Genomic DNA, 14,113 nt, shown 5'->3' with positions numbered 1-14,113 from the left:
CGGCGGGCGGGCGGTTAGGTTCCCGTGGTGGACGGAGCACGGTGGGCGGCGCTGCCACAGCGGTACCCGCGGATCGCCGACGCGGTGCTCGCGGTCTTCGTCACCTACCTGGCGCTGCTGGGCACGTCCCCGGGCGACGTGCTCGACAGCGGCGATCCCGGGCCGGTCGCCCACACCGCGGCCGTGCTCGGCGGCGCGCCACTGGCGCTGCGCAGGCGGTACCCGGTGCTCGTGCTGGCCGTGGTCGCGGCGGCGCTGTGCGTGTTCTACAGCACCGGCTGCAAGACCTCGCTCGGGCTGCTCGGGCCGCTCGTCGCCATCTACACCGTCGGCGTCCACCACCCGCTGACGCGCTCCGCGCCGCTCACCGCGGCAGGCGTCCTCGTCATCAGCAGCGGTGCCGTCGCGGGCCTCGCCCACTTCCGGTGGACCACCGACCTGTTCGCCGGGCTGCTGTTCGGCAGCACCCAGGCGGTGATCGCGCTTGCGCTCGGCCAGGCGATCCGGATCCGCGGCCGGCAGGCCGAACGGCTCCGGCACGAACGCGACCTGGAAGCCGAGCGCGCCGTCACCGAAGAGCGGATGCGCATCGCGCACGAACTGCACGACGTCGTCGCCCACCACCTGTCCGTGGTGGCCGTGCAGGCCAGCCTCGCCCGCTACGTGCTCGACTCCGACCTGGAGACCGCCCGCGAAGCGCTCGGGACCATCTCGGCCACCACCTCCAGCTCGCTCGACGAGCTCGGCAGGCTGCTGCGCGTGCTGCGGCCCAGCCTCGAAGAACCGCCCGGCGGCGGCACCCGGTTCCTGCCGCAACCCGGTCTCGACGAACTACCGGTGCTGCTCGAACGGGTCCGCTCGTCCGGGGTACCGGTGGAACTGCGGGTCGAAGGGGAACCGCGGGCGCTGTCGCCCGGTGCCGAGCTGTGCGCCTACCGCGTCGTGCAGGAGGCCCTCACCAACGTGCTCAAGCACGCGCCCACCGCCACCGCCGAAGTCCACGTGCACCACCACCCCGACGCGGTGACCGTGCGGATCCGGGACCACGGCGCACCGCCCCCGAAGAACCGCAAGCCCTCCGGGCACGGTTTGATCGGCATGTGCGAACGGGCGAAGATGTACGGCGGCAGCGTGGAGACCGGACGTCGTCCCGAAGGCGGGTTCCAAGTGGTGCTGCGCATCCCGCGCGCCGAGAGCTGACCGGCCGCGCCCCGGGCCGCCGGGTGCCGATCGGCCGGGGGAGCACCGCATGATCCGCGTGCTCGTCGTCGACGACCAGGACCTGCTGCGCGCCGCGTTCGCCGCGCTGCTGCGCGCCACCGACGGCATCGACGTCGTCGGTGAGGCCGCCAACGGACGCGAAGCCGTCGACCTCGCCGCGCGGCTGCGGCCCGACGTGGTGCTGATGGACCTGCGGCTGCCCGAGGTGGACGGGGTGCGCGCCACCGAGCTCATCCTCGACGCCGCCGAACCACCGCGGCCCGGGATCCTGGTGCTCACCGTCTTCGACCTCGACGACTACGTGTACGCGGCGCTGCGGGCCGGGGCCTCCGGGTTCCTGCTCAAGGACAGCCCGCCGGAAACGCTGCTCACCGGGGTGCGCACCGTCGCCGACGGCGGAATGCTGTTCGGCCCCACCATCACCCGGCGGCTCGTGGAGACCTACATGCGGGTGCCGCCGCCCGGCTCCGGGATCCCCGTCCAGCTGTCCGGCCTCACCCAGCGGGAACTGGCCGTGCTGCGGCTCATCGCCACCGGCGCCACCAACGCCGAGATCGCGGAGCACCTGGTGCTCAGCGAGGGCACGGTGAAGACGCACGTGAACCGGGCCATGACGAAGCTCGGGGTGTCCAGCCGGGCGCAGGCCGTGGTCGTCGCCTACGAATCCGGGCTGGTCGTCCCCCGGCGGCGCTGACCGCCGCCGCGCGCCGCTCGTCCGGCCGGGTTCAGACCAGGCCGGCGTCGTGGGTGACGATCGCGACCTGGGTGCGGTTCGCGGCGCCGAGCTTGCCCATGATCCGGCCGAGGTGGACCTTCACCGTGGACGGGCTCATGTACAGGTGCGCGGCGATCTCCGCGTTGCTCAGGCCCTGCGCCACCGAGACCGCCACCTCCCGCTCGCGCGGGGTCAGCTGGTCGATCCTCCGGCGCGCGTCCGAGTTCTCCTTGCCCGCCGCGAACGCGCCGAGCAGCCGCTTGGTGATCCGCGGCGAGAGCATCGCCTCCCCGGAGGCCACCGTGTGCACCGCCGCCGCCAGCTCCCGCGGCGGGGTGTCCTTGAGCAGGAACCCGGACGCCCCCGCCTGCAGCGCGGCGTGCACGTACTCGTCCACGTCGAACGTCGTGAGCACCAGCACCGCGGGCGGATCCGGCAGCGCGGCGACCCGCTTGGTCACCTCCAGGCCGTCGACCCGCGGCATCTGGATGTCGGTGACCACCACGTCCGGGCGGTGCTTCGCGATCAGCTCCACCACCCCCGAACCGTCGGCGGCCTCCGCGGCCACCTCGATGCCCGGGTCGGATTCGAGGATGAGCCGGATCCCGCCGCGCACCAGTTCCTCGTCCTCCAGCAGGACCACCCTGATGCCCACGTGACTCCCCCGTGCCCGACTGCGTTGCCGGGCCCACGGTATCCAAGTCCGGTCCGCACCGGATCACGGTGTCCCGGGACCGGGCGCGTCAGGACGCGGCGGCGGGCTCCAGCACCGGGAACTCCGCCCGCACCCGGTAGCCGTCCTCGTCGGTGCGGCCCACCTGCAAGGTGCCGCCGGCGAGGGTGACCCGCTCGCGCATGCCGATCAGGCCGTAGCCGGAGCCCTCCACCACCGTGGTGCCCGTGCCGCGCGCGTTCACCACCTCCACCGCGAGCCCGTCCGGCCCGACGGCGACCGACGCGCGCACCGGTGAACCGGGGGCGTGCTTGCCCGCGTTCGTCAAGGCCTCCTGCACCACCCGGTAGGCGGCGCGGCCGACGGCGGTGGAGGCCTCCGGCAGCTCCGCCGGCATGTCCAGCGTGATGTCCGCGCCCGCCGCCACCGAATCCGCGACCAGCTCGCGCACCCCCTCCAAGGTGGGGGCCGCGTGGTCGCCGCCCGGGTTCTCGGCGTCGTCGCGCAGCGCGCGCAGCATCTCCCGCAGCTCGCTGAGCGCGGCCGAGCTCGACACCCGGATCACCTCGGCGACCTGCTCGGTGCGCTCGTCCGCGGCGGTCATCGTGAGCGCGCCCGCCTGCAGCGAGATGACGCTGACCCGGTGCGCCACCACGTCGTGCATCTCGCGGGCGATGCGGCGGCGTTCGGCGCCGACCGCGCGCTCCGCCAGCAGGTCCCGCTCCCGCTCGGCCTGCACTGCCCGCTCCCGCAGCGAGCGCAGCAGGTCCCGGCGCTGGTACAGCCACAAGCCCAGCAGCGTCGGCATCCCGACGAAGCCGGTCAGCATCGCGCCCAACCCCAGCAGCACGCCCAGCATGCCGCTCGACCACAGGCTCTCGTTGGCCATGAGCAGCATGCGGGTCAGCTGCGCCACCGCGACGATCGCCGCCGCGCCCCAGGTGGAGGCGACCGGGCCGCGCTGCTTCGCCATCGTGTACAGCGCGATCACGACGGCCATGCTCTGGTCCGCCGTCCCGGACAGCACCGAGATGGCGGCCGCCGCCAGCACCGCGATCCACGGGAAGCGCCTGCGCACCAGCAGTCCGGCGAACAGCACCGCGTTCGCCGGTACCAGCACCCACTGCTGCCAGATCTCCGGATCGTCGGGCATGGCCACCGCCGCCACCGCGATCAGCAGATCGAGCAGCAGGGATCTGAACTTGCCGTCCCACCAGGCCAGCCGGCTGGCCCACTTCCCTCGTTCGCGCACCCGACCACGGTAGGCGTCGTCTTCGTCGTCCGGCACCAGGTGTCCGATCATGCTGCTCCTCTCCGGTGACGAGGTTGGCCGACGGGCTCCGCCGATCGCGTCCCGCTTCCGGTCAGGGCGGCGTACTACTTCGGGCCAAGTCGGGACGAGCCGGTTCGACGACGTGCGCGGGCCTCCTCGCGGCGCACCATGGATCTCGTCGGCGAACGGCGGAAGTCGAGCCGGCGGGCACCGCGACCGCGGTCCGCTCCCGAAGCACTCCCGGAAGGACGAATCCGATGTTGAAGTCCGAGGTCACCCGTTCCCTCGCCCAGACCGCCGCCGAGCAGCCCTCGCAGGTGTGGGGCTGGGTGGTGCTGGCGGTCGGCGCGCTGATCGCGCTCGGCCTGGCCGCGCTGGTCATCGGCGCGCTGGTGAGCTTGTACCGCGCCGAAGCGGACGGCACGACGAAGGCGGTGTGGGTGCTGATCGTCGTGATGGCGCCGCTGCTGGGCGCGGCCCTGTGGTTCGTGATCGGCCGCTCCCAGGCCCGCAAGAACGCGCTCCGGCCGGTGGAGGGCCCGGCGCCGCGGCTGGACGGCGACCAGGCCACCGCGTGACCGCCCGCGGCCACGACCGCGCCGCCGCCGCGCGCGCTCCCCGGCTCCGGGGACGCGGGGGACCGGCGGCGCAGCGGTCGTCCGGGGCTCCGCGGGAGCGGCGTTCACCGTCCGAAGTGGACCGCGCGGCCCCCGTCGTCGAGCGGGCGGCGTCGGATCAGCGGTCGGTCGCGGTGAGCGCGCGGGCGTCCACCAGCTCGGAGCCCGCGACCTTCCCGCTCAACCCGCGGCACCGCGCGCTGCGCGGCACGGCCAGCGCGTGCACCGCGCACCACACCACCGCGACCGGGAGCCCCGCCGCGGGCCACAGCACCGCGAGCACGCCCTCGACGAGGGCCAGACCGCCCAGGCCCACCAGCCAGCGCCGCAGCACCGCGCGCCACCCGGGGCGCCGCCCGTCGACGACGACGCGCAGCAGCACCGCGTGCTGGCCGAGCGAGCTGCCGCGCCCCGCCGCGGTGGCGATCAGGAGCAGCACGGCGGGCGCGAACCACAGCGCCGCCGCCTCCGACCAGGCCTGCGCCGCGACGGGCGGCCGCACCTCGGCGACCCGCAGCAGCAGGTCCGCGCCGCGGGCCAGCGCCAGGCCCAGCCACCACAGCAGCAGCAGGTCGCAGACCATCCCCAGCAACCGGCGGTAGCTCCCGACCGGCCGCGGCTCCCCGGACCCGGCGGCACCGCGCTGACCGGGGACCAGCCGCAGCACCGGTGCCAGCAGCGCCCCCAGCACCGCGCCCGAGGTGTTCGCGATCAGGTCGTCCACGTCGAACAGCCGGTACGGGCACGGGTACAGGAACCAGATCCCGGTGAGCTGGGTGAGCTCCACCGCCAGCGACACCATGAACCCGGCGAGCGCGGTGCCGCCGAAGCCCTCCCGCAGCAGGTAGCGCACGAACATGCCCAGCGGCACGAACAGCAGCACGTTGAACCCGAACTGCTGCACCGCGGGATCCGCGACCAGCCCGGTCAGCTCGGTCAGGCCGCCGGGCCGCCGCACCTCGTCGAACCCGGCGAAGGGCCGCCACTGCGGCCGCAGGTCGCCGAACGCCTCGCAGAACCCGGGGCCGATCGGCGGCAGCGGCACCAGCACGTACGCCACCAGGCCCAGCGCGTAGAGCACCGCGGCCAGGAACAGCAGCAGCGCGCCGGGCCGCAGCTCGCCGCGCTTGCGGTGCTCGCGGGCCACGTAGGGCACGAACAGCAGCACCACCAGCGCCACCGCCACCAGGACGGCGGCCACCGCGGGCAGCACCCGGATGCTCACCGGGACCTCCTGGTGGCGGTCAGTGCGCGTAGGTGGTGGACAGCACCGCGCGGCCCAGGATGTGGCCGAGCGCGGTGAAGTTGACGACCGCGGGCGTCACCTGGTCGTTCAGCCCCAGCGTGGGCACGTCCAGCGCGAGCACCGCGAACAGGTAGCGGTGCGGCCGGTCTCCGGGCGGCGGCGCGGCGCCCGCGTAGGCGCGCTCGCCGAGGTCGTTCGGCACCTGGAACGCGCCGGCGGGCACGCCGGAGCCGGTGGCGGAACCGGCGTCGGTGGCCAGCTCGGTCACCGCGGCGGGCACGTCCACCAGCGTCCAGTGCCAGAACCCGCCCGGGATCGGGGCGTCCGGGTCGAAGCAGGTGACCACGAAGCTCTGCGTCCCGGCGGGGAAGCCCTCCCAGCTCAGCTGCGGGGAGCGGTTCCCGCCGCCCGCGCCCATCCCGCTGTGGACGTGCGCGAGGTCCAGTTGCTCGTCGGCGGCGACGTCCTTGGAGGTGAGCGTGAACGCGGGGACCTCGGGCAGCAGCGAGTACGGGTCCGGGTCGATCGGGCGTTGCAGGCTCATTCGTCTCCTCCTCGGCGGGTGCGGCGGGGTCGGACGATCTTCGGGATCGTCCGGTCGCAGCCTAGTGGGGCCTGCGCGGGCGCGTGCGCGGCCTCGCGCGCGGGGCGATCCGCGCCACTCCGTCACCCCCTTGATGCAACCCGTGCAAGCGTTCACTTGATCGAGTTATTGTCGCTGCCCGCCAGGCTCGGGATCATGGTCCGGTGCGCGCCGATCTCCACGTCGGCGACCGCGGTCGAGCGGATCCGGGACAATTTCGGGCGGACGTCCCACAACGACGATGACCGGTTCTTCGAGCGGCTACCGGAAACCGCTCGGAAGCCGAATGCGAGAATCGGTCGGCCGGATTCGGAACAGCAGGGGAAACCGCCCCCGAAACCGGTGGTGCACCTGTCCAATGCGCCGTCGTCGCCGGTACCGGAAAAGTCCGGGTTCCGCCGATGCCGGCCCAGGGATGTCGATGCTGGGGGATAGCGCAGTCATGCCGGGAAATCGCCACACTTCGGTCCGTTCGCGCCAGGTGGCCGCGGAACTCCGCCGCCACCGCGAGCGCGCCGGGCTCAGCTGCACGGCGGCGGGAGCCCGGCTGGGCGTCTCGGGCAGCAAGATCAGCCGGATCGAGACCGGCGCCAGCGGGGTGCAGCTCGACGACGTCACCGCGCTGCTGCGGCTCTACCAGGTGGGAGAGCGGGAGCGCACCGCGCTGGTGGAGCTGGCGCGCAACGCGGGCCGCTCCGCCTGGTGGCAGCGGCCGTCCGCGGCCCCCGCCCGCTGGCGGGATTTCCTCGACTACGAGAGCAAAGCGGTCCGGATGCACAGTTTCGAACCGATGCTGATCCCGGGCCTGCTGCAGACCGCGGAATACGCGCGGGCCGTCATCTCGGGGATGGAGCCCGGGCGTTGCGAGGACGAACTGGACGATCTGATCGCGACCCGGATGGCGCGGCAGATCATTCTGAGCCGTTCCCGCGCGCCGTTGTTCCACGCGGTGCTGGAGGAATCCGCGTTGCGTCGCCCGATCGGCGGCCGGGGAGTGATGAAGCGGCAGCTGCTGCACCTGCTGGTGATGATGGAATCCGATCACGTCTGCCTGCGAGTGGTGCCGCGTTCCGTGGGCGCCTATCCGGGATTGCAGGGGTCATTCCTTCTTCTGGAATATGACGGAGAGCCGGACGTGGTGTACGTGGAGAACCAGCACGGTCCCGCATTCCTGGATTCCGAGCGGACCGTGAGTTCCTACCGGGAGGTGCTGCGGGACATCGTGCGGCTCGCCCACGCCCCCGACGCGGCGGGCGACCTGATCCGCGAGGTCCTCGCCGAGCACTGACCGCGCTCGTGCGCCGGAAATCCGCTCCGCTGCCGGTTCGCGCGGCGCCGGGGACTACGCCGGTCCGGTGATCTTCTCCGCCGCGCGGGTGACTCCGAACCGGCTGCGGCGGGCCGAGGAGAGGGGCGCCGAAGGGGGGCGGGTGATCCGGTGGAACTGCTGGAGCGGGTCGCCGCCGTGGCCCGCAGGCTGCGCGAACACCGGCCGGTGCCGCCCGTGCGACCGTCCGAAGTGGACTTGGTCTGATGCTGCCGCCGAGCGGTTTTCTCCCGATGTATCACCTGATCAGGTAACGACGTTCGGCCGTTGTGGACGATGACCGGGCCGTGATCGGCTCCCTCCGCGACACTGGCACGAGCCGGAGGCGGGCCGGTCACCCCGACCGCGCCGCAGGGGCTCCGGGGGATGGAGAGCAGCGGGATGACACGCACACGGCGGACCCACACCCGGTGGTGGTCGGCAGGCGGAACACTCGCCGCGGCCGCGCTGGCCACTGTCGCGATCACGACCCCCGCCGGGGCCGGGACCGCCGCCGACGAGCCCGCCGCCGCGCCGATCAGCACCCGGATCGTCGGCGGCGAGTACGCCAGCACCAGCGAGTACCCGTGGGTCGTGTACCTCACCGACTCGGCGGGCAACCAGTTCTGCGGCGGCACCATCGCGGCCGCGAACAAGGTCATCACCGCCGCGCACTGCGTCACCGGGGGTGCGCCGCCGGAGATCACCGTCGTCTCCGGCCGCGACGACAAGAACAGCGACGAGGGCACCGAGACCGCCGTCCGGGACGTGTGGGTGCACCCCGACTTCCAGAACGCCAGCAGCGGTGCCGACGTCGCCGTGCTCACGCTGGACCGCGACGTCACCGCGACCCCGCTGCCCATCGCGACGGCGGGTGACCTCCCCGAGTACCGGCCGGGCGGAGCCACCACCGTCCTGGGCTGGGGGACCACCACCGAAGGCGGCTCGCCGTCCAGCACGCTCCGCCAGGCACACCCGCCGATCACCAGCGACCAGGACTGCAGCCGCGCCTACGGCGGGCAGTACGACCCGCGAGGCCAGGTGTGCGCCGGGCTCCCCGAAGGCGGGGAGGACAGCTGCCAGGGCGACTCCGGCGGACCGCTCGTGGCCGGGGACAAGCTGATCGGCATCGTGTCCTGGGGCAACGGCTGCGCCCGCCCCGGCCAGCCCGGCGTCTACACGAGGCTCGGCGCCTACCACGACGAAGTCCAGGCCCAGCTCCGCTGATCCCCCCACCACCGAGGCGCACGGCCCGTTCGACCGCACCGCGCGGTCGAGCGGGCCGTTCTGCTGCGGGGTCAGGCCGCGACGAGACCCGCGGAGATGGTGAGGAAGGCCGCCGCGCTGATCACGTCCAGGGAGCGGGCGAAGCGCGGGCGGCGTAGCCGGTCGGCGATGCGGGCCGCGCCCAGCACGATGGTGACCTCCCAGATCGCCGCCAGCACCAGGAACACCGCGCCCAGCAGCACCAGTTGCAGCGTCGGGTTCGCCGCCGAACCCACGAACTGCGGCAGGAAGGCCAGGCTGAACAGCAGCATCTTCGGGTTCGTGATGTTGCTCAGCAGGCCTTGCCAGAACGGCCGGGTCGTGGCGCCGCCGCCGGAGAGGCCGTCGCCGGTCTCGGCGCGGGTGAGCCACAACCCGCGCACGATCATCGCGGCGAGGTACACCAGGTACGCGGCGCCGGCCCACTTCAGCGCCGCCAGCACCGCCGGGTGGCTGGTGATCACCGCGCCGAGCCCGCAGATCACCAGCGCCACCTGCAGGATGCTCGCCGCGTGGATGCCCGCCAGCGCTCGCAGCCCGGCGCCGATCCCCTGCCGCAGCGACGTCCGCAAGATCAGGAACGCGTCCACCCCGGGCGTCAGCACCACCACTGCGCTGGCGAGCAGGAACGCCGGCAGGGTCGTGGGGTCCAGCAGCATGACGAGTTCGCTCCTTGCCTGGTCGACGCGCGCGCGGAGGCGCCGGTGAGCGCGCGGCCCACCGGTCGAGGTTTCACCGGATCGGGGGTGATCTCGGTTCCGCGTCGTCGCGGGCACCGGAGATCTTGACTGAGTGGGCGGGACGAACCATCTCCGCCGAAGCAGTGATCCGGATTTTTTCCCGCCGAAGTCCATCTTAACGAAAAATTATCATGAGCCGATGTGAGCTCGCCCTCGTCATCCCGGCGTGATCGGGCCGCTACCGTGTGCCGCCGAACGACGCCGCACGTCCAGGAGGCAGCCGTGCCCGACCGATCCAGCCCGCTCGCCCGGATCGCCGCCGGAGGCGCTGCCGCCGCCACCGCGGCCACCGCCGCGCTCGCCGCACCGGCCGCCGCCGGCCCCGCGCAGGAACGCGTGCTCGGCGGCACCGACGAACGCGCGGCGCCCTGGGCGGTCGCGCTCACCGACCAGGCCGGGCGCCAGTTCTGCGGCGGCACCCTCGTCACCGAGATCAAGGTGGTCACCGCCGCGCACTGCGTGGACGGCCACGACGCGGCGGAGCTGCGCGCCGTCACCGGCCGCCCCGACCTGCGCACCACCGGCGGCGCCGACACGCCCGTCGGCGACGTCTGGGTGCATCCCGAGTTCCGCGACGTCACCGGCGGGCACGACGTGGCGGTGCTGACCCTGGCCGCACCGGTGCGCGAACGACCGCTGCCGATGGCCGGGGCCGACGAGACCGCCCGCTACCGGCCCGGCACCCCGGCGCGGGTGCACGGCTGGGGGCGCACCACCGAGAACGGGCCCACCTCGGCGACGCTCCAGTCCGTCGAGGTGCCGATCAGCGCGGACACCGACTGCCGCGCCGCCTACCCCGGCTACGAGCCGGGGACGCGGGTCTGCGCGGGCCCGCCCGAAGGCGGCCGGGACGCGTGCGCCGGGGACTCCGGCGGACCGCTCGTCGCCGACGGCAGGCTGATCGGCGTCGTCTCCTACGGCACCGGCTGCGGACGTCCCGGAACACCCGGCGTGTACACCCGGATCTCCGGGGTCGCCGACGACGTCGCCGCGCGGCTCTGAACCCGGCGTCCCGCACCGCGGGACGAGCCGGTGCCACCCGGTGCTCGCGCCGCGGCGGTGCACCGGTCGCCGTGCGCAGCACCGACCCGCCCCGAGGCCCGCGCGCCGGGGCGCGCGGGACGTGGTGTGCGCTACTTCCACCGCAGGTGACCCCGGGTGTCGTAGCCGGAATGTGATATCCCGTTGGGGTGACCCTGCAACCGCTCGCCACCGCCGTCCACCGCGCCTACACGGCCGACCTCGACGCCGAGGACTTCTACCGCATGCTCCGCTTGCGCGTGGACGTGTTCGTGGTCGAGCAGCAGTGCGCCTACCCGGAACTGGACGGCCGGGACCTGGAGACCACCACCAGGCACTTCTGGATCGACTCCGCCGACGGCTACGTGCTCGGCTACCTGCGCCTGCTCGAAGACCCCGACGGCACCTTCCGCATCGGCCGCGTCGCCACCGCCAAGGACGCCCGCGGCCTCGGGCTCGGGCGCAAGCTGATGCGCGCCGCGCTCGCCGAGATCCAGCGCGCGCCGGCGACGCTGTCCGCGCAGACCTACGCGCTGGAGTTCTACCGCGGATTCGGGTTCGAACCCTCGGGTGAGGAGTATCTCGAAGACGGCATCCCGCACGTCGACATGCACCGATACCCGGGTTCGCCGCGCTGAGCGAGCCGCGCCGGTTCCTCGCCCGTCGCGGGGATGCGACGATGCTCGCTGGTCCCAGCCAGGGCAGGTCAGGAAACCGGTGCGACACCGGTGCGGTCGGCGCCACTGTGACCGGGGAGCGGATCTCCCCCGCGAGCCACCGGGCGCTGCCGCCTGGGAAGGCCGGAGTTCCGCGCTGATCCGGGAGCCAGGACACTGCCTCGCCCAGGCGCAGCCGACATCGGGGCGTCCGAGACCCGAGGAAGGAACACCTGGCATGACTGCTCCCGCGAGCCCGCGGTACCCGTTCACGGCCGTGGTCGGGCACGACGACATGCGGCTGGCGCTGCTGCTCAACGCGGTGCACCCGCGCATCGGCGGGGTGCTGGTGCGGGGTGAGAAGGGCACCGCGAAATCGACGGTGGTGCGCGCGCTCGCTTCGCTGCTGCCCGCGCTGGACGTCGTGCCCGGTTGCCGCTTCGGCTGCGAACCGCGGCGACCCGACCCGCGGTGCCCGGACGGCCCGCACGCCGAGGTCTCCGGGACGACGCGCCCCGCGGAACTCGTGGAACTTCCGGTCGGCGCCACCGAGGACCGGCTCGTCGGTTCACTCGACCTGGAACGCGCGCTCACCGAAGGCGTCAGCGCCTACCAGCCCGGGCTGCTGGCCGCGGCGCACCGCGGCGTGCTCTACGTGGACGAGGTCAACCTGCTGCACGACCACCTGGTGGACCTGCTGCTGGACGCCGCCGCGATGGGCCGCGCGCACGTGGAGCGGGAAGGCATGTCGGTGACGCACGCCGCCTCGTTCCTGCTCGTCGGCACCATGAACCCGGAGGAGGGCGAGCTGCGCCCGCAGCTGCTCGACCGGTTCGGCCTCACCGTGCAGGTCGCCGCCTCCCGCGACGTCACCACCCGCACCGAAGTGGTGCGCAGGCGCCTCGCCTTCGAAGCGGACCCGGCCGGCTTCGCCGAGCGGTGGGCCGCCGAGGACGCCGCGCTCGCCCGCCGCATCGCCGACGCCCGGTCCACAGTGGAATCGGTGCGGCTGCCCGACGCCGAGCTCCGGCGGATCTCCGCGCTGTGCGCCGCGTTCGACGTGGACGGGATGCGCGCCGACCTGGTGCTGGCCCGCACCGCCGTGGCGCACGCCGCGTGGCGCGGCGCCGACGAGGTCGCCGAAGCCGACGTGGAGGCCGCGGCCCGGCTCGCGCTGCCGCACCGGCGCCGCCGCGACCCGTTCGACGAACCCGGCGTCGAGGAGGACCAGCTGCAGCAGGCGCTCGAGGACGCCGCCCAGCACGCCGAGCAGGAACCGGCCGACGACCGGAACGCCGGTGACGACCAGGGCTCCGCCGACGACCAGGACTCCGGTGAAGAGCCGCCGGAAGGTCCCGACGACGGCCCCGGCGGAGGCGGCGGTGGCGCGCCCGACGGCGGACCGGACGACGGACCCGACGGGCCCGGCGGCGGCGAAGCCCCCACCCCGCCGGAATCGCCCGCGCCGAACGGCGACGGCGGTTCCCGGCGCGAGGACGGCCCCGGCCAGGCTCCCGCGAACAAGCCCCCGGCCGCGCCCGCGCCCGCGTTCCGCGCCCGGCTGCTCGAAGTCCCCGGCGTCGGCGAAGGCGCCCCCGGCCGGCGGTCCCGCGCCCGCTCCCGCAGCGGGCAGACCGTTCGATCATCCACAGTGGACGGTCATGGCGTGCACCTGCCCGCCACCCTGATCGCCGCCGCCCCGCACCAGCGCACCCGCGGCCGCAGCGGCCCCGGCCTGGTGCTGCACCGCGACGACGTCCGGCGCTCCGTCCGCGAAGGACGCGAAGGCAACCTGGTGCTCTTCGCCGTCGACGCCTCCGGCTCCATGGCCGCCCGCGAACGCATGTCCGCCGTCAGCGGCGCCGTGCTCTCGCTGCTGCGCGACGCCTACCAGCGCCGGGACAAGGTCGGCGTGGTCACCTTCCGCGGCGACCAGGCCGAACTCGCGCTGCCGCCCACCTCCTCCGTGGAGATCGCCGCCACCCGGATGCGCGACCTGCGCACCGGCGGCCGCACCCCGCTCGCCACCGGCCTGCTCAAGGTCCACCAGGTCATCGGCACCGAACGCACCCGGGACCCGCGGCGGCGCCCGCTGCTGGTGCTGCTCACCGACGGCAAGGCCACCGTTCCCGCCGGTGACGGCGGAACCGGGCGCGCTCGCGCGAAGCGGGCGGTGCAGGACTCCATGCGCGCCGCCGGACTGCTCGCCGGGCTCGGCGTCGCCTCCGTCGTCGTCGACTGCGAGCAGGGCGTGGTGCGGCTCGGCCTCGCCGCCAAGGTCGCGACCGCGCTCGGCGGGGCCTGCCTGCGGCTCGACGAGCTCTCCGCCGACGCCGTCGCCGGAGTCGTCCGCGCCGCCCGCGGCACCACCGCCGGCGCAGCTTGATTCCGATTCGATTACGACACCGGCCGGGCGGAGTAGGAATATCCCGATGTAGTTGGTAAGGTGTTCTTCGTCCACCTGACCCCCAGGGGTGGACCACGAAGCGCCCTCGCGCTCCCGATGACCCCCAGGTCGGTCGAGCGCGGGGGCGCTTTCTATTGCTGGGGGGCGTGGTCGTTCTGCTCGGGGGCGGGTGGCGGAACCTCAGCGATTTCCTCGCTGCGGGATCGATTTCACAGGTGGCTCCGCCACATGAGAAATCGCTGTCCTCGCGAGGAGAACGCTGAGAACCCGCGGCGGTGCCGGTTGCGTGCTGGGTCGGCAGCTCAGCGGCTTCGCCGCTGAGAGGAACAACTGATCAACTGATCAACTGATCTGTTGGTGGTTGGTGGGTGGTGAGGTCTGCGACAGCGG

The 14,113-nt window shown here is 73.7% G+C and carries 13 protein-coding genes and 1 riboswitch; of the genes, 8 read left to right on the top strand and 5 right to left on the bottom strand.

Going from position 1 to position 14,113, the window contains the following annotated elements; all coding sequences use genetic code 11:
* Positions 1–27 precede the first annotated feature (27 nt).
* Positions 28–1,200 carry a sensor histidine kinase gene (locus LCD35_RS30540; protein ID WP_224966992.1) on the top strand — a complete coding sequence of 391 codons (1,173 nt, stop codon included), beginning with the start codon at positions 28–30 and terminating at the stop codon, positions 1,198–1,200.
* Between the two features lie 49 nt (positions 1,201–1,249).
* Entirely contained in the window at positions 1,250–1,915 is a 666-nt protein-coding gene (locus LCD35_RS21375; RefSeq protein WP_224956816.1) for a response regulator transcription factor, read from the top strand.
* A gap of 31 nt (positions 1,916–1,946) precedes the next feature.
* On the opposite strand, the gene LCD35_RS21370 is transcribed toward LCD35_RS21375, so the two are convergent.
* Together LCD35_RS21370 and LCD35_RS21365 are read right to left on the bottom strand one after the other, a co-directional pair.
* A complete protein-coding gene (locus LCD35_RS21370; protein ID WP_224956815.1) occupies positions 1,947–2,591 on the bottom strand; it encodes a response regulator transcription factor in 645 nt (214 codons plus the stop codon).
* Positions 2,592–2,679: 88 nt separating this feature from the next.
* On the bottom strand, positions 2,680–3,912 hold the full coding sequence (locus LCD35_RS21365; RefSeq protein WP_225044732.1) for a sensor histidine kinase: 1,233 nt from the start codon (positions 3,910–3,912) through the stop codon (positions 2,680–2,682).
* 227 nt (positions 3,913–4,139) lie between these two features.
* Here LCD35_RS21365 and LCD35_RS21360 point away from each other — a divergent pair, with 227 nt between their 5' ends.
* Positions 4,140–4,460 carry a PLD nuclease N-terminal domain-containing protein gene (locus LCD35_RS21360; RefSeq protein ID WP_224956814.1) on the top strand — a complete coding sequence of 107 codons (321 nt, stop codon included), beginning with the start codon at positions 4,140–4,142 and terminating at the stop codon, positions 4,458–4,460.
* 157 nt (positions 4,461–4,617) lie between these two features.
* Here LCD35_RS21360 and LCD35_RS21355 read toward each other — a convergent pair whose 3' ends face one another.
* Both LCD35_RS21355 and LCD35_RS21350 read right to left on the bottom strand, forming a co-directional pair.
* The gene (locus tag LCD35_RS21355; RefSeq protein WP_224956813.1) at positions 4,618–5,724 is read right to left on the bottom strand and encodes a VanZ family protein; all 1,107 of its coding nucleotides are present in this window, start codon (positions 5,722–5,724) and stop codon (positions 4,618–4,620) included.
* Positions 5,725–5,743: 19 nt separating this feature from the next.
* Positions 5,744–6,289: a YbhB/YbcL family Raf kinase inhibitor-like protein gene (locus tag LCD35_RS21350; protein WP_224956812.1), complete on the bottom strand. Its 546-nt coding sequence runs from the start codon at positions 6,287–6,289 to the stop codon at positions 5,744–5,746.
* A 520-nt stretch (positions 6,290–6,809) separates the two neighbouring features.
* Here LCD35_RS21350 and LCD35_RS21345 point away from each other — a divergent pair.
* Positions 6,810–7,616 (top strand): helix-turn-helix transcriptional regulator, encoded by an 807-nt coding sequence (locus tag LCD35_RS21345; protein WP_224956811.1) that lies wholly within the window; start codon positions 6,810–6,812, stop codon positions 7,614–7,616.
* A 420-nt stretch (positions 7,617–8,036) separates the two neighbouring features.
* Positions 8,037–8,861, top strand: a complete 825-nt coding sequence (locus LCD35_RS21340) for a trypsin-like serine protease (RefSeq protein ID WP_224956810.1) — start codon at positions 8,037–8,039, stop codon at positions 8,859–8,861.
* Positions 8,862–8,932: 71 nt separating this feature from the next.
* Here LCD35_RS21340 and LCD35_RS21335 read toward each other — a convergent pair whose 3' ends face one another.
* Entirely contained in the window at positions 8,933–9,559 is a 627-nt protein-coding gene (locus LCD35_RS21335; protein ID WP_224956808.1) for a LysE family translocator, read from the bottom strand.
* A gap of 303 nt (positions 9,560–9,862) precedes the next feature.
* On the opposite strand from LCD35_RS21335, the gene LCD35_RS21330 reads away from it, so the two are divergent.
* The 3 genes from LCD35_RS21330 (at position 9,863) to LCD35_RS21320 (ending at position 13,702) form a co-directional block, all read left to right on the top strand.
* On the top strand, positions 9,863–10,642 hold the full coding sequence (locus LCD35_RS21330) for a trypsin-like serine protease (RefSeq protein WP_224956805.1): 780 nt from the start codon (positions 9,863–9,865) through the stop codon (positions 10,640–10,642).
* A 188-nt stretch (positions 10,643–10,830) separates the two neighbouring features.
* Complete coding sequence (locus tag LCD35_RS21325; RefSeq protein WP_224956804.1) at positions 10,831–11,298, top strand: GNAT family N-acetyltransferase; 468 nt, start codon at positions 10,831–10,833, stop codon at positions 11,296–11,298.
* A 68-nt stretch (positions 11,299–11,366) separates the two neighbouring features.
* Positions 11,367–11,496: riboswitch (cobalamin riboswitch) on the top strand.
* A gap of 58 nt (positions 11,497–11,554) precedes the next feature.
* Entirely contained in the window at positions 11,555–13,702 is a 2,148-nt protein-coding gene (locus LCD35_RS21320) for a putative cobaltochelatase (protein ID WP_225044731.1), read from the top strand.
* The last annotated feature ends 411 nt before the right edge of the window (positions 13,703–14,113 follow it).

The sequence above is a fragment of the Saccharopolyspora sp. 6V genome, from assembly GCF_020176785.1.
Lineage (GTDB): Bacteria > Actinomycetota > Actinomycetes > Mycobacteriales > Pseudonocardiaceae > Saccharopolyspora_C > Saccharopolyspora_C gregorii.
The sequence above is the reverse complement of the archived record's forward strand: the minus strand, read 5'-3'. Positions and strand labels throughout refer to the sequence as shown.

What these genes read in the sequence shown, in the direction of transcription:
- LCD35_RS21375 (WP_224956816.1), top strand. Translation starts at nt 1,250, where the DNA reads ATGATCCGCGTGCTCGTCGTCGACGACCAGGACCTGCTGCGCGCCGCG.
- LCD35_RS21360 (WP_224956814.1), top strand. Translation starts at nt 4,140, where the DNA reads ATGTTGAAGTCCGAGGTCACCCGTTCCCTCGCCCAGACCGCCGCCGAG.
- LCD35_RS21365 (WP_225044732.1), bottom strand. Translation starts at nt 3,912, where the DNA reads ATGATCGGACACCTGGTGCCGGACGACGAAGACGACGCCTACCGTGGT.
- LCD35_RS21320 (WP_225044731.1), top strand. Translation starts at nt 11,555, where the DNA reads ATGACTGCTCCCGCGAGCCCGCGGTACCCGTTCACGGCCGTGGTCGGG.
- LCD35_RS21335 (WP_224956808.1), bottom strand. Translation starts at nt 9,559, where the DNA reads ATGCTGCTGGACCCCACGACCCTGCCGGCGTTCCTGCTCGCCAGCGCA.
- LCD35_RS21340 (WP_224956810.1), top strand. Translation starts at nt 8,037, where the DNA reads ATGACACGCACACGGCGGACCCACACCCGGTGGTGGTCGGCAGGCGGA.
- LCD35_RS21350 (WP_224956812.1), bottom strand. Translation starts at nt 6,289, where the DNA reads ATGAGCCTGCAACGCCCGATCGACCCGGACCCGTACTCGCTGCTGCCC.